Consider the following 17,351-nt stretch of genomic DNA (forward strand, 5'->3'; position numbering starts at 1 on the left):
GTGAGTCAGCGAGCATTTCTCCTGGCCAAACCGCGAATGCCGCTGCGCGAGTTGCGGTCCGGCGATTGGAGTCGATCGGCTACCGTCAGGGCCGATTTGCGATGTCGCGTTACCTGCTGTTGACGTGGCGGCGTATCTTGCCTCCCATCCAACTTATCGCCGAGATCGCGCCGCCAAGATCGAGGCGGAAGGTCTTCCTGCGAGCGCGGAGCAGGCATAGCCGATCCGATCGGGATCGGCGCATTGCAACGACCCAACGGTGTGGTGGAGAAAATTGGATTCGGGAGAGCTCGTATCCAAGAGGCGGAGTTCCGGCCCGAATACAATCCGCTCGCCCGCTGCACCCACGATGCGCATCCGCAGTTTATTGTCTGGGAGATGGGCTGGATTGCTCGGCGGCGCTGGCGCTAAGGCGGGGCTGATCGCCGGACAATCAGCATTCACTGCCAACAGCCTTGCAACCGTCACCAGTTGCAAGGCTCGGCGGCGGGTCGACAAATCACATGAAATCGTCGTCGGACCCGCTATCGCTGCTGTCGCTGTCCTCGGTTTTGTGGAGATAGAGTGGAGGTTTGCCTGCACGCTGCCACTCACCGGCACTGTTCTTCGTCCATTTGTCGGGATGCTGCGTAGGGTCAAGCACCAGGTCGCCATGATCCACTTCAACAAACCCCATCGTCTGCGCGCGCGCTTGTGCTTCCGGATTAGCCGCACGCCAATTCAGCAACGGTCGGTCGCCGTCTATCCGAAGTTGATGCTCCAGCAGAATATCGCCCGCATTTTCGACGAGCGGATGGGCGACTTGAAGATCCACTATGGAAGTGACCTCAGTTCGACCAGGAAATTGTTCCCGCCAACTTTCCGATTCGAACTCGTTCATGCTGAATCCGCCTTCCATTCTCAGCAGTCCGGCACTCCGGTCTCCCAATTGGTAACTGAAATATCGCGCGTGCTCCGTATCTCGACGGATGCCATATTGCTGAGCAACGTCCGCGGTGCGCCTGGCTCGTGACGATACGAACTCCGAATACTCTTGAGGATTGTCGGCGATGTGCGTGATTTCATCACCATGAAATTGCCTCACCTGTCTCCTGAAGGAAGTCCTGTTGATCTCCACCACAGGAGGTCGGGAATTGAGGGAGTATGCTTGGGGAGCCGCCGATGATGAGGCGCCGCTACCTTCCGATCCGGATAAGTGCATTCGGGCAAATGTGTCCGCGAACCCTTCGCTTCCTGCATCCGATTGCTCGCCGGCATTATGCGCGCGGTAACTATCGGATGAGCCACCAATTCGACCATACATGACGATTCGTACTCCTATGTTTCGCAACCGAGCTCAAGTTAGCACGGCTGTTCAACATAGGTCGCTTAGTTGACGACTAGCTGACGAGGGCATTCCAACGGCTGCACGAATCAAATCCGCACTGCCGGCCTCAAAACCTCGGACTGCGCCACGCACCGGCCAGCAGAGGCTGCAAGGTCATGCCGGAGGACTTGCCGTAGTTGCTGGGTGGCAGATCCGAGGGGAGTGATTGCCCCAGGCCCGCGGTTGCGCGGTTGGCCTGACAGAGACACTGGGGCACGGATGGCCAGCCGACATTTGCCACTAGCTAGCATGGAGCCAGGTCAGTTTTGAACTGGGCAGTCGTGGACTTCCAATGACTAGGCCAAGCCTGCGGCAAAGAGTGCTTTCGCGACAGGCTGGAAATATTGCATAGGAACGGCGTTGCCGAGTTTTGTAGTGCTTATCAGCTGACGTGCTAAGACATGGTCATGGACGATCGTCAGGCGTAGTGCCCGCGCCTCACTCAACACATGTGAAACGCGCTCACCTTCGGCACGGCAAACTAAGAACGGCACCCCGGTTTCACCGCGAACGTAACGCAGACCGATCAGGACCGCCCTTCCTGTTAAGACCAGCGTGGCGCGATGCACGCCAAGCGCAGGCTCGTCGGCCGCCTCCTCGCGGATGCGACGCTGTTCACCTTTCAACTCTGGCGCTCCTTGCTGATCCTTCGACTCGCGCGTCACTTCGGTATTGGTCATGCGCATTTCGCGCAGATACAACGCGCGCTGGAGCAGGAGATCGATCAGTCCGCCGACCAGCAGTGCGCCGGCGCCAATTCCCATCAGCAATTTTGTCTCCATAAAGATGAGGCCAACACAGCCCATGCCGCAGATCGGCAGAGGGACCATTGTCTTCCACATCCCGAGAAGGACAATGGAAAAGGTTGCGCTGAGAACCAATACCTTGAACATGGTCTTGCAGACTTCGACCATGGAACGAGCAGACCCCAAGCGCTTCAGCCCTTCAAAGGGGTCAATTTTCTTAAAGCTGAGCTTCATCGGCTCCAGAGAGAAGACAAATCCACCATTGGCTAGCAGGCTGGCCAAAATCACCGCGGCGACGAGGGTTCCAAGCAGCGGGCCAACAGCCGCGACGGTGAGTTGGACGAGCACAACCAATGCCTGCGGCACCGCGGTATCGAAAGGTAGGCTCTGCAACTTGGTGGCTAATAGGAGCGCTTCCCGGCATTTGTCCTCGATCACGCTGCCTCTTAGCCAAAGGTAGCCGAGCCCAGCGCAAGTCCCGACCGCGCGGACGAAATCGGAGCTACGTGGCAGCTGTCCTTTTTTGCGCGCTTCACTTAACTTCTTCGGGCTGGCGGCGTGTGTCTTCTCTTCACTTGTGTCGCTCATGGCAGCAATTTGTCGAACCACTCCAGCGCGCCGTTGGCTTGTGTGACCTCCAGTTTCATGCTCTCCACCAGATAGGCAGCGTAGGTGACCATGAGAACTGGAAAGACAATGTTCTTGATTGCCGGAGACAGTTGGCTCGCCTTAAATTGCGGGGCAAAGCGACGCAGCAGCATCATCGATATATCAATCAGTATCAGGAAGAACACGACAGGCCCCGATACCAATAATGCCGTGCGCATTATGCGGTCGAGAAGCCCCAACAACTCCATTGCTCCTGGCCCGCTCAGTGTCGGGTGAAACTGATACACCGGCCAGATCAAGTAGCTGCGGTACAGGACACTGATCAAAGTTTCCAGGCCTCCTGATCCGACGAATATGGCAATCGCAGTGATCCCCAGAAAAACGCCCATCGCGGAAGCCTGACTGTTCGTCGCGGGATCGGCCGAAGCGGTCGGGCTGCTGATGCCGCGTTGGTTGTCGATAAGCTCCCCGGCAGCCTGAAGGCCCCAAAGCGGAATGCCAAGAAAAGTGCCAAGGAGTACACCGACAAAAACTTCCTTGAATCCGAGCAGGGTTAGCTGGATCAGGCGTGTATCAGAATCCAGCGCCGGCAATCCGCCGCTGACGTGTGCCAGGCATGGTAGTGCGAAGCCAACAGCCAAACAGCCCCGGATCAGCCCACTGATCTGCGAGCGTGTGAATACGGGAAAGATCAGCATGATGCCCATCGCGCGGGCTGCCCCAAGACCTGCCGCAACGACGAGTTCGAGAGCCGTCTGGATCAGAATTTGAATATCGGCCGATGGCGCGTCCATGGGGCGGACTAGTAGCTAAGTGTCATTGCGGGAAACTCGGTGAAGATCTGATCGGCTAGCTCTATGAGCGGGGCGCCTAGCACAGGAGCAAACAGCCCAATCACCGCGACAACGACCAGAAGCTTCACGGTGAGCGGCAAGCTTTCATCCTGGATCTGCGTCGCCGCCTGGAGGATGCCGATGACGAGGCCGACAACCACTGATGCAATGAGCGGCGGTAGAATCCAGATCATGAAAACCACCAGTGATTGGCTCATAAGAGTAATGATGCTGGATTCAGTGATGATCAGCCTCCCGGTAACGTATAACTCAGCACAAGCCCATGCATCAATTTTGACCAACCATCAATGGCAACAAACAAAAAGATCTTGAACGGGACAGATATAACAGTTGGTGAGACCATCGACATACCCATTGCCATCAAGATAGTTGTCACTATCAGATCTATAACAATAAAAGGCAGATAAAGTAGAAATCCTATCTCAAATCCGCGCTTCAATTCTGATAGCAAGAAAGATGGTACAAGTATTGCAAAGTCATCAGGCGTGGCTGCAGCGTGCATTTCCTCTGGCCAGACCTTTTCTGTCGAAGATAGGAAAAATCGCCGCTGCTCTTCATTTGTGAATTTCTTGAGATGCTCGCGCAAGGGCTCACTTCCGGCTTTAGCGGCGCTTACCCAGTCGTCGAATGTCTGATAGTGGAGCTTGGGATCCGACATGCGGTCATAGGTCTGCTCAGCAACGGGCGCACTAACGAACATAGTGAGGATCATCGCCGCGGCGTACAGCACCACATTGGGTGGTATGGTCTGGGTCCCGAGCGCATTGCGGACGAGGAAAAGAACAATTGATACCTTTACAAAGGCCGTTGTCGTGGCAACTGCTAAAACCAGCAGACCGAGTCCGGCGGTAACCGCAAGAAGCGCCAGGATTGTCGGCTGAGCTTCACTCATTGCATGCAAACCCGCCACGGAGCCTGATGCCCAGCTCTTCTCCGATGCGGACAATGTCGCCACGCCCGATACGCTGACCATTGGCCACTATGTCGACCGGGCCGTCGATCGGCCATCCAAGTTCAAAAATATGCCCTTCGCCGGCACTTCTTAATTCCCCAAGAGAAATAGGCCAGCGGCCGCATTCAAAGACAAGCACGATCTCGACATCGTCGAGATCCTTAGTAAGCTCCAGTTGCGATCCGGGTTGTGTCATATGCGCATTCTCCAAAGGACACGGTCGCGGGCGGAAAGGCCCCCGCAAGATTAATTCATCGCCGTCAAGATCCGCCCCGGCGCACAACTGGCCGACAGCTAGGGTGATCTGGCCGCGGCCGAACGGCGCAATATCGGGCAACAATGCATCACCGACACATGCGCTTCGAAGAAGCGCCGCAGGAAGGCGAAGCGTGCCGACCTCTCCTGCAACAATGAGCGGGAGCTCTGGAGGCAGCCCGCCCAGCTGCCGCGGCAACTGGGCAAGCAGTTCGCCTAGCGCGCGAAACGCAGGCGGTACTAAGCCGTCAAGAGGCGTGAACAGGAATAGACGGCCCTTGCCCTTGACCGCGCCGAAAATGATGTCGAGTTCAAGATGAGGAGCCAGCATCGTGGCTTCGCATACGCGCACGAGTTGCACGTTCAGACGCGTCGTCTCCTCCAGTCGAGTGACAAGCGGCTCAAGAGCGAGTTCGAGAATAAGCGAAGCAGTTGGCTCGGAAGGGAAGGCCAAGCCGTTCTGCACTGTCGTGATGAACTCCTCTACGAGCGGGCGCGACAGCGACAAGATGACCGTCTCGGCTCCCACTCTCCAGACGCAGTCAAGCATCGGAATGGCAGCAGGTTCCTGCTGCCAGACAAGCCCTGCCGTTCGCACCGATAGCGGCACCTCGTTGATCCGGCTTTGAAACGGCGTGCGGGGCGCTGCTGTATCATTGAGCCACGAGACAACCGTGCGGGACAGTTTCAGAACTGGTTCGAACATGGCGGGTGTGACCGCAGCGGCTATCAAAGACTGCACGGTCGTGTCATTCGGACGACCTCTTGCGACTGTCGGATCCGGTTGCGCGGCATTTAGGCAAGCGACCCCCTCGCATATTTCAGCAGTATCTCGTCGTCGGCCTCGATCTCGGCTGCGGCCTCCGAATGAGTCTCGACGGCGCGCCGCACGTCGTCCTCGATTTGTTGCCATTTGTCCCTTGCCGCCGAACATATGACCCATAGCTCCCTCGTCCTGGACGCCGCCATCTCAGCCTCCTCTTGAGCGATTTGGGCATCATCAAGCATCTGCCGTCTGGAAGTGATCTCAGCGGCAAGCTGTTCAGTGTGAAGGCGGTGACGGTCGAGCGCTGCGCTAGACAAGTTGTCGAGTGACATCAGATGCTGATAGAGCGCTGCTTCTGTTCTTGAACAATGTTGCTGTATCATTGCAAGCTCCCTAGCGGCATTTTGTACGGCTGAGGCGGCCACATCGCGCTGGGCTTCCTTCTTGGACAGCTCGCCAAGGGCACGACGCTCTTGCATTTCCTTCAGAAGCCGTAACCTCGAAGACTGAACCCAGTTCACGCGGTCAGACGCGACATCCATGCGACCGTCTCCTCGAAATCTGACGCGTCATCTTCGCTCTGGCGCAGAAACTCCCTCAGTTCGTCGATTGACGCGACGGCCCGGTCAGTCAGGGGATCTCCACCTGGCTTGTATTCGCCAACATTGATCAAGAACTCGGTCTCGGCATAGCGCGATAGGAGCTCGCGGAAAATGGATGCTGCCTTGCGATGTGTCCCCGAAACGACTGCATCCATGACGCGGCTGCGACTCTGCAGCACATCAATAGCGGGGAAATGCGATCGCGCCGCAATAGCGCGTGAGAGGATGACATGGCCATCGAGAATACCACGCGATTCCTCGGCGATTGGATCACCTGTGCCATCACCCTCTACAAGCACCGTATAGAAGGCCGTGATTGAGCCCCGCTCACCCATGCCGGCGCGCTCGAGCAGGCCTGGCAGCATGCCAAAAACGGAAGGAGGAAAGCCCCGTCGCGTCGGCGGCTCACCCGCAGCAAGGCCTATTTCGCGCATAGCGCGGCAGAAGCGCGTCAGCGAATCCAGCATGAGAGCAACGCGTAGGCCCTGATCGCGAAAATATTCCGCGAGCGCAGTCGCCATTGGAGCGCATTGCGCACGCTCCACCGCCGAGCGGTCGGAGGTTTCAACCACGACGACCGTACGGAGAAGGCCCTCTTCACCAAGATTCCTTTCGATGAATTCACGAACTTCCCGTCCACGTTCGCCTATGAGCGCCACTATGACGACGTCAGCGGCGGCACCCTTTACGATCTGTGACAACAGCGTCGACTTGCCACCACCTGGCTCGCCATAAATCCCGATCCGCTGGCCCTCGCCGCACGTCAGCAGACCATCGAGGACACGGACCCCAAGCGGGAATGGCCGCTCAATCATGCGCCTCGTCATCGGATTGGGGGCTCTGCCATGCAGTGGCCGAGTTTCGACGGTCTTGATTTCGCCTTTGCCGTCCAATGGGCGGCAACGACTGTCGATCACGCGACCGAGCAAATCGCCGCCGACGGGCACCTCACGCATTCGGCCAGTGGCCACGACCTCTGCGCGGCTGGATAGGCCCACCAAGTCCCCGATCGGTGTCAGCAATACACCATCACCCGACAGGCCGATCACCTCGGCCTCGAGCGACAGCCCGGTTCGCGGGTCCTCTAGGAGGCAAAGTTCCCCAATACGAGTGTCTGGCAAGACGGCATGAACCAGTGTGCCGATAGCCCGCGTGATCCGACCCCGCACCGCACGCGTGTCAATTCGCTTGGCCGCAGCCCTCAACGACGAGATTGCTGGAACGAGAGCTCGAGTGTCGGCGTCAGCGTTATGTTCTGGGACGGGCTTTCTCATAGCTCGCCTTTTTCACAGAGCGTCCCGAAACCAAGGCGCAGCGCGCGCATCTGGGCGTCAAGTCCCAGGTCGACATTGCCGTACTCGCTCCACAGCACGCACCGTTGCGGCGACAACGTCGGGTCGGGCTCGATCCGCACCCTTGGTCGACCATCCTGGCCGTCGCATCGAGCAAACTCTCGTGCAAGCATGTCGACTTGCATGGGAGAAACATGAAGGCAAACTTCGGCGCCGCTGTATTGACACTCTATGGCGTGACGAACAGCCCTCACCAATAGCTCGCCCGGATCGAAAGCGCCGATAAGATCGCTCAATATTTCCATCACGAGCTGCGGCAATTCCTGCTCCAGAGCCGCCTTTCGTCGCGCGATTTCGGAGATTGTCTCCGCAATCAGCCCTGCCATCTCCTCGGTGCCTGCATTCGAGCCCTCCATGTGGCCGCGCGCCCACGCCCGCTGGTAAACGGCGCGTGCCCAGTTTCGAACGCGCTGCCGATGCCGTTCTGCCGCGGCAAGCGCTTGCGCGGCGCTGTGCCAGGTTTCGAGCTCGCTCGCGGGTATCAGTGGTCCGACTGGACGCATCTGCGGCGCTATTGGCCCCTCGGAAAGTTCGGCTGTCATTTCACCGGGGTCTCTGTCTCAAAATGAGCTAGTACAAGTGAAAGCAATTGGCCGGCGGCGGTCCAATGCTCAGGTGCTGGAGTCTCCGCGGCAGTCCCCTCGGGCAACCGAAGAAGCACGCGGTTACGCTCGGTCGCTGAACTGTCCTGGAGCCAAGCCCCAAGACATGCATGTCCATCGTATTCGATTTGCTGAGCGAGTTTTTCTGGGTCCGCGATCAGTCTGTTCTCAACGGCATGCAGCAGGTGTCGGATTCCGAATGCGTGTGCATCCACGCCGATGCGTTTAACAAGGATGGCAAGCTCAGGCTGAGAGACAAACGCGACCAGCGAACGGGCATGCCAGATACTACCAGCAAGAAGGGCAGCTCGATATGGATCGTGCCCGCGTAGAAGGTCCGGCCTGCAGCCGATGTGGTTCAGATCCACGTCATAGTTGCCCAGCAATTCTGCCAGCCTTGGATGCAGTCTGGAACACTTCTGCAACTTCACTAACGTTTCTGCCGATAACGCCGGATCAAGACGCGCCGCTAGACGGGTCGGATGGGCCGAAGCCGCAAGCTCGCTCGCGCCCGGAAAACGCAATTGGTGCGGACCATCAGGTCGGGCGGTCTGTATAGGCATTTGCAATGAGATGTCACCCACGTCCAATTGCAGGCATTCTTTTGCGAATGGCCTCGACAGCAGAAGCATCCCGGCGCCCCTCGACCTTGGAAACGCCGGTTGATTGCTTGCGCCGACGCGTAACAACGCTGACCAAGAGATAACAGGCCAAGGCGAATACGGCTGCGGCAAAACCTGTCACGGTCGCCAGAATTGGCGCAGGAAGAGGTATTGATGCTTGTGGCAAAACAGCAGTCGGATCGGGCCGTTGCTCGTGTGCGGACCGTTCTACCGGCACCAAAACCACTTCCACCTTATCGTAGGACAAGCCTTCGATGCTGTCGGCTACCAGCATCTTTATCTTTGGCAGCAGAGCCGCGACATTTGTTTTGGCGTCGTGCCTGATAAACACCGAGGCCGAGGATGGCGTGGCGCCGGCTCGCACAAGGTCGTTATGCGGCAGCACGACGTGAACACGTACAGAAAAAACGCCATCGATATCGCTGATCGTCCGCGACAACTCTTCGCTCAGGGCATACACGTAACGGGCACGCTCTTCGGTCGGCGAGGCAATCAGGCCTGATCCTTGGAATATCTCACCGAGGTTCTTGAAGGATTGGCGCGGCAACCCCTTGGCGTTCAGAAGGTTGATTGAGAAGGCGAGCAGCTTTTCGTCAACCTGGATCGTGCTGGTCCCATCCTTGGCGACCACCCGGATCGCGGCGACCCCGTTGTCTTCAAGAAGTGCGAGCATTTCATTTGCCTCACGCTCTTGCAATTGCGTGTAGAGGTCGGTTTTGCAAGCACTGAGGGCGACGAGAACTGGCAGCATGACAAGTCTAATCGACCGCCACCCTGACAGGCCACGCATGATTTCGCCCTTGGCCAAGCCAATCATGCGCCCGGTTCAGCCTTCCTTCAAAAGTTTATTCACGGATGATGTGATGCCGCTGACGCCTTTGGAGATAAGCGCCACCTGGGTGACGCCGTTGTAAACATCCCGAAGACCAGCCATCATCGTTTCGAAGTCTTGCCCTTGTTGAGGAATGCCCGAGATTCCGGTTCCCGCCTCACCTGCGACGGGAAGCTTCTGCGCCGGTCCCGGTAGAGCGCCCTTCGAAAGGGCTATGTCATGGTCGAGCGCGGGGAAGGAAACAGTGTTGTGTGGATATAGGGAGGAAATCGTCTGCAACACGCGATCGCCCATGCCGCTCGTCGGCGCAGCCGCGCGCTGAACATCCATCGCCGCAGCAACTGGCGCCGCACTCGCTGGCCCCGCGGCGGCATCGTTTTTCAGCGAGTCGGCTGCATGCCCTAAGGCGCGCTCAAACTGGGCCTGCTCGACAATCGACGGTGATCCGACCCTGGGGAGGCCAGCCGTTAGAGTGGCAGAGATCGACGTGACAGGCATCATCATGTAAGGACTCGGTTGCTCTCTCTGACCGGGCGAGCCCCGCCCATTCATCACCCGGTGTCGGCGCAACACTCCTAGGGGGGCAAGCTGACAACAAGCTGACTAACGGCGGCGTCATTTCGACATCTAAAATCTCTTCGGCAATTTAGTCACTTGTGATGATTTCAGCGTTTGGTTTATCAGTGCGACATGCCGAGAACGCTTATCCAACCCGTCACCCTGCATGTTTTGAGACTTCTCTGTGCCGGGTTTTTTCTGTCCACCGGGATTCACCCGGCGCACGCAGTCCCGCTGTCCCTTCCGGCGACACCCTATAGATACACGGTTCTGGATCAGGAACTCGCTGCAGCGTTGCAGGAATTCGGCAACAACCTGAATATCAGGGTCAACATCAGTCCTGCGGTGAAGGGGCGAATTCGCGGACGTATGCCTGATTTGCCACCGCGCGCGTTCCTCGACCGCTTGACGAACCTTTACGGTCTCCAATGGTACTATGACGGCCTTGTGCTCTATGTGTCTGCTGCACAAGAATCGCAAACTCGAATGCTTTTGATGACGTCGATTCGCTTCGATGCGTTCAAGGGGGCTCTCGACAAGCTTGATATCTCCGACGAGCGCTATGTAGTCAAACCCGTGCCAGGCAATGGCCTCGTCTTCGTTTCCGGTCCACCGCGCTTCGTCGCACTCGTGGAGCAGACCTTTAACGGCTTGGTGGCGGAGGCGCAGGCGCAGACTCACATAGCGGCCACGCCAAAGGAATCAGTGCTGATCTTGTTTCGCGGCTCCTCCACTACGGTCGTTCGCGACGGACGACCGGATGCTTCTTATTCTTCTGACATCCCACAACAGGATAGCGTTGGCGGGAAGCCTGAGCTGGGCAAGAAATGAACATTGAGGATTTGCCGCAGCTCTGAAGAACATGACTGCGGCTACCCCTTTGTGAACTCTTCGCAAACTCGTCAGTTTCTCGAAAGCTAATCCGCTCATGATGAGTCCCGGCAGCTCTCGCGGTGACTCCGGCCATTGTGTTGGACCGAACCTTGGAGCCGGCCCGGAACACAGCAATTGAAGGCAGGGCAGGCGCATTCGTGACCTGCCGACGCTTGGAATTGTCGAATTTTGTGAAACGCAAGGGATCTTCTGTCGGGGTCTCTTGTGGGGATTTCAACGTCACGTCTGAGGATGCACAATGTCGGCCAGCAATCTTTCAACTTTCTACCGCTCAAATTCGCTACAGTCCGCAAGGGGTTGGCCGGGCCTGAAAGTTTCCCATTTTGCGACCCAGCATCAGCAAAGTGCATCGTGCTTCGAAGCGATGCTGTCCACTTGTGTGCTGGCAAACAAGCCCGGCTCTTTCGCGCAAGGGGATCTGCCAACGTCGAATCTTGATTCGACAATGGATAAATTGCGGCAGGACCCTTTGGGCCATCTGGCACCGGATGTCGAATCGACATTGAAGGGCTTGGAGCAACACCCACTGGATCTGCTGCCGCCACATATGAGGGCGGCTCTCAAGGAGGACCAATCGCAACGCTCCAAGGCGACTGAAGCCCAACATCTGCTCCGCGTCACCCCGAAGATCGAGCCGGCTCCCAGGCCGAGCCCCGGAATCACGTGGAACGGTGGGTCGCTGACCACGGCTGAGTTGCAGATTGTTGCGGTACTCAACCGTCACAAGGACCAATGCCCGCTTAGTTGGAAGTCGTTGACCGAGAAAGCCAATGATCCCTCTACGCCACCGGATCTGAAAGCGGCGATCAAGGGACTGCAGCAGGATTCGGGACTTTTTTATGCGATTGGCTCGCAGGGCGACGGCCGCTGTGGAGGCAAGATCAACGCCAAGGACTTGGCCGGATTTTCAAACCACCACCCACAAGTTGCTGCATTTCAGGAAGCCCAAGCGCAAAGCTACGAGCAGAACTACATACCATCCGACGGCAGCGGAGGTTTGCAGCCTTCGGTCATGACCTTGAGCGATGCCTTGCGGGAGTTTTACCGGTACTCCGAAAATCTGTCCAAGGACCTGAGTCTGGATGAGTTCAAGAAAATGGTCGGCGGCGAATCGAAAAACGGCAAATTTCCGCCCCAGGTCATTGCGGCGGCGCAATATTTCCTCGATCACCCCGATGCTTGGAACCAGTTGTGCGGTGGCTCGAAAGGGAAGATGCACAAAGAGGATTTCCTGCAAGTGGCCTCATCGTCGATGAGCCTCACGCAAACTGAGCTGAATACGGTCGAGATGATCAAGGACCATCAGGACACGTTCTTTGGAAGCGGTGTTCTGACTCGCGACAAACTGGCGAAAATGAAAGACGACAAGAGCCTTGATCCGAAAGTGCGGGAAGCAGCCTCTCAGCTCCTTTCAGATCCTCTTTTGTTTGGCCTCCTGAACAATTCGATCACGGGCTATAAGACCCATCATAAATTCTTCGACTTTGGCGGCGGGCATACGGTTGATTCCGGCAATATCAGCAAAAAAGACTTTGCCCATTTTTGCACAAACATGTCGTCTGCGAACCGCAACGTTCAGCAGCCAATCACCCACGGCGCCCAAACCGCAGAAGAGCAGAATGCCGTCGCGGACATGAAGATGGGCCTGATGGACCAGCCTGACATTAAGTCAGCCAAAAAGAACGGCGGGGCCGTCATGCACGTCGTCGACTCCGTGCTCAAAATCGAGACGAAAGTGCTCGACTTGGCGGCAACGGCGGTGGGACTGCTCAGCTTCATTCCGGGCCTCGGACAAGTAGCCGATCTTGCCTCGATGGTTCTCGAGGCTGAGTCGCAAGCAGCCAATCTCCTGCGTACGGCCATTAACGGAGGCGATATGAAGCGAGCGCTGGAGGAAGCTGGCCTCAATATGGCCGCGCAGGCGATCGGCCTTATCGCAGGCCCCGAGGTCAAGCTGGCCATTCGAAATGGGCTCGTAAAGCACCTGATGGAAGAGGCCTTGGCGGCAGGCATTGATCTTTCGGTCTCGACGGCGCAGGACTACGCAGAAGGCTATGTGAATAACCTCCAAGCGCGCCTTGCAGGCGGCCCTGAGCAAAACCTAGGCCTTCCGAGCATGCCATCATTCCAGAGTGTGGCAAGCAATGTGCCCTTCGTCGGCATTGCCTTATCCTAGCCGTCGCCTTGCGCGGAAGCTTTGGCTCGCGCGCTGAGATAAGGGTCATTGTGGCACAAGCAGGGGTTCATCCGCATCAACGCAAGCGGTGTTCCTGACGCCATCTTGATCGGACTGTGAGGGAGATGTCCGAAGTCTGTGAAGGCTTCGGTATATGACGACTTCAGAGTTACGCTGAGCCCAGCCATCTCGAGCCGGTGCGCCGGGTCGAGGTTTTCACGGGCGCCGGCCGGCAGCGGGAATGGTCTCCGGAAGGCACGGCGCGGATGGTGGCGGAGCTGGCGCAGCCGAAGGAACGGCTGTCGCGCGCCCAGGGCGGCCTCCCGAACAGCCAGACGATGATCTCCTGCGGCCTATATCCTTGTGCCCACGCTCAAGGCAGTCGGCTGAAAACAGCGCTAAAACAGCATTATCCTGCACTGCACCCTCGATCCTTGCGCTCACCGATCGCTCGTCGACACGCACGCGGTCAAGTCGTTATCGGCGCTATGCCGATGGGCTTCGAGAGCAAGGTGGACGCTGAGCGGTGCGTCAGCCTCAGGGCGCGGCTGGCCAGCTTTGGGTCTCACGCTCTATGACGGCAACACCCGGCTGATCCACTTGGCCTGTTCGGGGGCTCCCGGCAGCGGCGCGGAAGCCACGGTCCGCCTTCCTCGGCTTCAGGCCAAAGACACCGCAGCATGCTCCAGAGCTATGTCTGCCGCCTTCGCCCCATCGTCGCTGGTCATGTGGAAAGGACAAGCAGGCTACGCACCCCATAATCCCGTCGGGCAGGATTCGACAGTCGACGGCGAGACATTCGCCAAACCTCACCCTTGATTCTCAGCAACGTTAAAAAAAATTCACATAATGTTCGTGAGCGTAGTCTCCTGTCAGGTGGTACATTAGCCCCAATATCTGGCGTCTTAGTCGTAGAAAGGACTGTGATCCATCTTCCATTAGCATCCATACCAGCGGATTTACAGCAAATGACAAGAAGAGATCTCATGCGGATTGATGGGGATAGAAGGGCTAGCGGCTTGCTGCATCCCGTCCGGGTTGATGCCAACCAATGTTGACACTGGTAAATCGCGTAAGGACGGCAGCGCATCTTGATCGCCTTCGAATCCTGGGCCTTTGCGCGCATGCGGATCTAACCGTCGGCGAGCTGGCCGATATTACCAGTCTGCCTCGCGAGCAGGTTCGACGCCACGTCCGGCGGCTGGTCAGAGCCAACTTTCTTTGCTGCAACGAACAACGTCCGCAGTCTTCGTACCATATGCAAGCAGGAGGCAAGGATGGCGGGCTGGCTCAATTGGTGGTCGATCTCCTGCCCCACGATGATGGTCATCATAAAAGAGACCTACAACGCCTGGAAGCAATACAAGACGCGCGGTTGAAGGGACCGCTTGCTTGATCGTGAAATAGATCAGTCCAAATGGAGCGCGACTACCATGGATAACTCCGCCGGCGGCGCCATCGCGCAGCCCGACACTTACGGGCGGCCTCACTTAGCCGCCGTCGACTCCCGCGTTCGCGAACTGCTTCTAAGACAGGAGCGCCAGGAGCGGACAACTCTCAAACTGATCGCCTCCGAGAACTTTGCCTCCTCGGCGGTGTTGGAAGCGACCGGGTCGATTTTCACCAACAAGTATGCCGAGGGATACCCCGGTGCGCGCTACTACGCCGGAAACGAGATCGTCGATGAGCTTGAGACCCTCGCGATCGAGCGCCTGAAAGCGCTATTTGGCAGTGAACACGCCAACGTCCAGCCTTATTCAGGCTCGCCAGCCAACCAGGCTGTCTATCGCGCGCTTTTGAGCCCCCGTGACAAAGTGATGGGCTTGCCTTTACCCGAAGGCGGCCATCTGACTCACGGTTGGTCCGTCAATTTTTCCGGCAGCGATTATCAGCGCGTCCCGTACAGGCTGCACGAAAAGACACAGCAAATTGACTATGACCACTTGCGCGAGACCGCCAAGCGGGAACGCCCGAAGCTAATTTGGGTCGGCGGAACTGCTTATCCGCGTATTTTTGACTACGCGGCAATGGCCGAAATTGCTTCGGAGGTGAACTCGTATCTGGTGGCTGACATCGCCCACATCAGCGGCCTGGTTGTCGCAGGAGTGCATCCGAACCCCGTGCCCCATTGCGATGTGGTCACCAGCACCTCTCACAAGTCGATCCGCGGTCCCCGGGGTGGCTTCATTTTATCAAGGAATGAAGACCGTTATCAGCCCCTCCATCATCCGAAGAGCAAACACAATCTGGCCAAACGTATAGACCGCGCCGTGTTCCCTCTTCTGCAAGGCGGACCGCATATGAATACTATCGCCGCGCTTGCCGTCGCTTTGCAGGAAGCAGCGAACTCGTCCTTTCGTGTCTACGGTCAGCAGATCGTCCACAACGCCAAGGCTCTGGCCCAGGCGCTTCTGGAGCGAGGTTATGAACTCGTCACCGGGGGCACTGACAATCACATGCTGATCCTTGATCTTCGGGACCGGCCGCTGTCAGGCAAAGCCTATGCGGAGCGCTTATCGCGTGCAGGCATCATTGCGAATTTCAATATGGTCCCGGGCGACCGGCGGCATCCGGCGCTGACAAGCGGCATCCGCTTAGGGACACCAGCGGTGACGTCCATGGGCATGCGCGAAACGGAGATGGTGCAGATCGCCGCTTTCATCGACTCGGTCTGCCGCCAGCCCGATGACCAGGAAGTTCATGCGAGCGTACGAAGAGACGTTGCCGACTTCTGCACTGCGTTCGATGTTCCCGGCATCCCCGACCGATAAGCCACCCCAATCCAGAAACTCCTCACTAACTCCAGCACTTGAAGCGAGGGCATTTTTATGACCAGGCAGTTCGTGTTCTCTTCCGAATCCGTCGGCGCGGGACACCCCGATAAGATGGCAGACAACATCTCCGATGCCATTCTCGATGCGGTCCTGCGCACCGATCCGAAGGCGCGCGTCGCCTGTGAAGTGTTGGTGAAGACGGGGATGGTCGTTGTGGCTGGCGAGATCACCAGCCATGCCCACATCGATTACAGCCAAGTCGCCCGCGATACGATACTCGATATTGGCTACGACGATGATGCGATTGGCTTTGATGGTCGACGTTGCGCCGTCGTTCTGGCCCTCACCGAGCAGTCGCCCGACATAAGCCAGGGCGTTGATGAAGGACGAGGGCAGGATCTCGGGCAGGGGGCAGGGGATCAGGGCATCATGTTTGGATTCGCATGCAACGAGACGGATACATTGATGCCCCTGCCGATCCAACTCGCTCACCATTTGACGAAAAGACAGGCCGAGGTCCGGAAAGCGGGACAGCTTGGCTGGCTGCGTCCGGACGTGAAATCTCAAGTGTCCGTACGCTACGAAGGGCTCCGCCCGGTGGCGCTGGATACCATAGTCCTGTCGACGCAGCATGACGAAGCGGTCTCACAAGCCACGGTACGCGAAGGCGTCATTGAGGAGATCATAAAACCGGTCCTGCCGGCCCACCTGGATACTTCGGGGATCAGATTTCTGGTCAACCCAACAGGGCGGTTCGTGGTCGGTGGGCCTGCCGGCGACTGCGGCCTCACAGGACGGAAGATCATCGTCGATTCCTACGGTGGGACCGGGCGTCACGGCGGCGGTGCCTTTTCGGGCAAGGACCCATCCAAGGTTGACCGCTCGGCGGCCTATGCCGCCCGGTATGTCGCGAAGAACATCGTTGCCAGCGGCCTTGCGGAGGTCTGCGAGGTTCAGCTTGCCTACGCGATCGGCGTGGCCAGTCCGGTTTCTGTCATGGTCAATACTTTCGGAACCGCAAGGATCGAGGAAAAAAGGATCGAGCGCCTTGTTCTCGAGGTTTTCAATCTCCGACCGAAAGGCATCATCAAGATGCTTGATCTCTTACGCCCGATATACCGCAAGACGGCGACATACGGACACTTCGGGCGTGAAGAGCCTGAGTTCACCTGGGAGAAGACGGACAAAGCTGACGATTTGCTGCGTGAAGCAGGACCGGCAGCTGCGTGAGGGCGGCTGGATCAAGCGCATGCGGCAACCCATTTCAACTCGCGAGACCACGCCCGGCCGGCATGGCAAGAAGCCGGCTCGGGTTTTTGGCGGAGATTTTGATGCGGATTATGACGTGCTCTGCATCGGTAATGCCATTGTCGACATCATCGCCCAGTGC

The 17,351-nt window shown here is 57.8% G+C and carries 18 protein-coding genes; 6 read left to right on the forward strand and 12 right to left on the reverse strand.

Going from position 1 to position 17,351, the window contains the following annotated elements:
• Positions 1 to 499: 499 nt before the first annotated feature.
• From EN738_RS02830 to EN738_RS02885, 12 genes are all read right to left on the reverse strand, one after another.
• Positions 500 to 1,303, reverse strand: a complete 804-nt coding sequence (locus EN738_RS02830; RefSeq protein ID WP_024505378.1) for a hypothetical protein — start codon at positions 1,301 to 1,303, stop codon at positions 500 to 502.
• A gap of 359 nt (positions 1,304 to 1,662) precedes the next feature.
• Positions 1,663 to 2,700: an EscU/YscU/HrcU family type III secretion system export apparatus switch protein gene (locus EN738_RS02835; protein ID WP_095521255.1), complete on the reverse strand. Its 1,038-nt coding sequence runs from the start codon at positions 2,698 to 2,700 to the stop codon at positions 1,663 to 1,665.
• Positions 2,697 to 3,515 carry a type III secretion system export apparatus subunit SctT gene (gene sctT / locus EN738_RS02840; RefSeq protein ID WP_091595845.1) on the reverse strand — a complete coding sequence of 273 codons (819 nt, stop codon included), beginning with the start codon at positions 3,513 to 3,515 and terminating at the stop codon, positions 2,697 to 2,699. The genes EN738_RS02835 and sctT overlap by 4 nt, the downstream gene beginning before the upstream one ends.
• A gap of 8 nt (positions 3,516 to 3,523) precedes the next feature.
• Positions 3,524 to 3,772 carry an EscS/YscS/HrcS family type III secretion system export apparatus protein gene (locus EN738_RS02845; RefSeq protein WP_189523703.1) on the reverse strand — a complete coding sequence of 83 codons (249 nt, stop codon included), beginning with the start codon at positions 3,770 to 3,772 and terminating at the stop codon, positions 3,524 to 3,526.
• Between the two features lie 29 nt (positions 3,773 to 3,801).
• On the reverse strand, positions 3,802 to 4,467 hold the full coding sequence (gene sctR, locus EN738_RS02850) for a type III secretion system export apparatus subunit SctR (RefSeq protein WP_029354851.1): 666 nt from the start codon (positions 4,465 to 4,467) through the stop codon (positions 3,802 to 3,804).
• Positions 4,460 to 5,488: a type III secretion system cytoplasmic ring protein SctQ gene (gene sctQ, locus EN738_RS02855; RefSeq protein WP_187331393.1), complete on the reverse strand. Its 1,029-nt coding sequence runs from the start codon at positions 5,486 to 5,488 to the stop codon at positions 4,460 to 4,462. Before sctQ ends, sctR begins: the two co-directional genes overlap by 8 nt.
• A gap of 89 nt (positions 5,489 to 5,577) precedes the next feature.
• Complete coding sequence (locus EN738_RS02860) at positions 5,578 to 6,090, reverse strand: hypothetical protein (protein WP_091595843.1); 513 nt, start codon at positions 6,088 to 6,090, stop codon at positions 5,578 to 5,580.
• Positions 6,066 to 7,424: a type III secretion system ATPase SctN gene (gene sctN, locus EN738_RS02865; protein WP_024505372.1), complete on the reverse strand. Its 1,359-nt coding sequence runs from the start codon at positions 7,422 to 7,424 to the stop codon at positions 6,066 to 6,068. Before sctN ends, EN738_RS02860 begins: the two co-directional genes overlap by 25 nt.
• Positions 7,421 to 8,044, reverse strand: a complete 624-nt coding sequence (gene sctL, locus EN738_RS02870) for a type III secretion system stator protein SctL (protein ID WP_095521256.1) — start codon at positions 8,042 to 8,044, stop codon at positions 7,421 to 7,423. Before sctL ends, sctN begins: the two co-directional genes overlap by 4 nt.
• Complete coding sequence (locus tag EN738_RS02875) at positions 8,041 to 8,736, reverse strand: nodulation protein NolU (protein WP_281034022.1); 696 nt, start codon at positions 8,734 to 8,736, stop codon at positions 8,041 to 8,043. Before EN738_RS02875 ends, sctL begins: the two co-directional genes overlap by 4 nt.
• Entirely contained in the window at positions 8,681 to 9,544 is an 864-nt protein-coding gene (gene sctJ, locus EN738_RS02880) for a type III secretion inner membrane ring lipoprotein SctJ (protein WP_095521257.1), read from the reverse strand. The genes EN738_RS02875 and sctJ overlap by 56 nt, the downstream gene beginning before the upstream one ends.
• 9 nt (positions 9,545 to 9,553) lie before the next feature.
• Positions 9,554 to 10,063 carry a nodulation protein NolB gene (locus tag EN738_RS02885; RefSeq protein WP_095521281.1) on the reverse strand — a complete coding sequence of 170 codons (510 nt, stop codon included), beginning with the start codon at positions 10,061 to 10,063 and terminating at the stop codon, positions 9,554 to 9,556.
• 186 nt (positions 10,064 to 10,249) lie between these two features.
• Between EN738_RS02885 and EN738_RS02890 the strand changes: the two genes are divergently transcribed.
• From EN738_RS02890 to EN738_RS35310, 6 genes are all read left to right on the forward strand, one after another.
• The gene (locus tag EN738_RS02890) at positions 10,250 to 10,948 is read left to right on the forward strand and encodes a secretin N-terminal domain-containing protein (protein WP_091595837.1); all 699 of its coding nucleotides are present in this window, start codon (positions 10,250 to 10,252) and stop codon (positions 10,946 to 10,948) included.
• 427 nt (positions 10,949 to 11,375) lie between these two features.
• Positions 11,376 to 13,187 (forward strand): HrpF/NolX family T3SS translocon protein, encoded by a 1,812-nt coding sequence (locus tag EN738_RS02895; RefSeq protein WP_236370748.1) that lies wholly within the window; start codon positions 11,376 to 11,378, stop codon positions 13,185 to 13,187.
• Positions 13,188 to 14,238: 1,051 nt separating this feature from the next.
• The gene (locus EN738_RS02905; RefSeq protein WP_127282368.1) at positions 14,239 to 14,583 is read left to right on the forward strand and encodes a helix-turn-helix domain-containing protein; all 345 of its coding nucleotides are present in this window, start codon (positions 14,239 to 14,241) and stop codon (positions 14,581 to 14,583) included.
• A gap of 37 nt (positions 14,584 to 14,620) precedes the next feature.
• A complete protein-coding gene (gene glyA / locus EN738_RS02910) occupies positions 14,621 to 15,958 on the forward strand; it encodes a serine hydroxymethyltransferase (protein ID WP_091595829.1) in 1,338 nt (445 codons plus the stop codon).
• A 57-nt stretch (positions 15,959 to 16,015) separates the two neighbouring features.
• Positions 16,016 to 17,191: a methionine adenosyltransferase gene (gene metK, locus EN738_RS02915; RefSeq protein ID WP_063169265.1), complete on the forward strand. Its 1,176-nt coding sequence runs from the start codon at positions 16,016 to 16,018 to the stop codon at positions 17,189 to 17,191.
• Positions 17,166 to 17,351, forward strand: a 186-nt coding sequence (locus EN738_RS35310) for a hypothetical protein (RefSeq protein ID WP_189605728.1), incomplete at its 3' end; no start/stop codon positions are given. The genes metK and EN738_RS35310, both read left to right, overlap by 26 nt.

It is taken from the genome of Mesorhizobium sp. M4B.F.Ca.ET.017.02.2.1, from assembly GCF_003998955.1.
Taxonomy (GTDB): domain Bacteria; phylum Pseudomonadota; class Alphaproteobacteria; order Rhizobiales; family Rhizobiaceae; genus Mesorhizobium; species Mesorhizobium abyssinicae.

Bases quoted from the DNA above. Each gene is read 5' to 3' on its own strand.
- EN738_RS02895 (WP_236370748.1), top strand. From the start codon at position 11,376: ATGCTGTCCACTTGTGTGCTGGCAAACAAGCCCGGCTCTTTCGCGCAA.
- sctR (WP_029354851.1), bottom strand. From the start codon at position 4,467: ATGAGTGAAGCTCAGCCGACAATCCTGGCGCTTCTTGCGGTTACCGCC.
- sctT (WP_091595845.1), bottom strand. From the start codon at position 3,515: ATGGACGCGCCATCGGCCGATATTCAAATTCTGATCCAGACGGCTCTC.
- sctJ (WP_095521257.1), bottom strand. From the start codon at position 9,544: ATGATTGGCTTGGCCAAGGGCGAAATCATGCGTGGCCTGTCAGGGTGG.
- EN738_RS02890 (WP_091595837.1), top strand. From the start codon at position 10,250: ATGCCGAGAACGCTTATCCAACCCGTCACCCTGCATGTTTTGAGACTT.
- EN738_RS02875 (WP_281034022.1), bottom strand. From the start codon at position 8,736: ATGCTTCTGCTGTCGAGGCCATTCGCAAAAGAATGCCTGCAATTGGAC.
- sctN (WP_024505372.1), bottom strand. From the start codon at position 7,424: ATGAGAAAGCCCGTCCCAGAACATAACGCTGACGCCGACACTCGAGCT.
- EN738_RS02885 (WP_095521281.1), bottom strand. From the start codon at position 10,063: ATGATGATGCCTGTCACGTCGATCTCTGCCACTCTAACGGCTGGCCTC.
- glyA (WP_091595829.1), top strand. From the start codon at position 14,621: ATGGATAACTCCGCCGGCGGCGCCATCGCGCAGCCCGACACTTACGGG.
- EN738_RS02905 (WP_127282368.1), top strand. From the start codon at position 14,239: ATGTTGACACTGGTAAATCGCGTAAGGACGGCAGCGCATCTTGATCGC.
- EN738_RS02860 (WP_091595843.1), bottom strand. From the start codon at position 6,090: ATGGATGTCGCGTCTGACCGCGTGAACTGGGTTCAGTCTTCGAGGTTA.
- EN738_RS02845 (WP_189523703.1), bottom strand. From the start codon at position 3,772: ATGAGCCAATCACTGGTGGTTTTCATGATCTGGATTCTACCGCCGCTC.
- EN738_RS02835 (WP_095521255.1), bottom strand. From the start codon at position 2,700: ATGAGCGACACAAGTGAAGAGAAGACACACGCCGCCAGCCCGAAGAAG.
- EN738_RS02830 (WP_024505378.1), bottom strand. From the start codon at position 1,303: ATGTATGGTCGAATTGGTGGCTCATCCGATAGTTACCGCGCGCATAAT.
- sctL (WP_095521256.1), bottom strand. From the start codon at position 8,044: ATGACAGCCGAACTTTCCGAGGGGCCAATAGCGCCGCAGATGCGTCCA.
- sctQ (WP_187331393.1), bottom strand. From the start codon at position 5,488: ATGTTCGAACCAGTTCTGAAACTGTCCCGCACGGTTGTCTCGTGGCTC.
- metK (WP_063169265.1), top strand. From the start codon at position 16,016: ATGACCAGGCAGTTCGTGTTCTCTTCCGAATCCGTCGGCGCGGGACAC.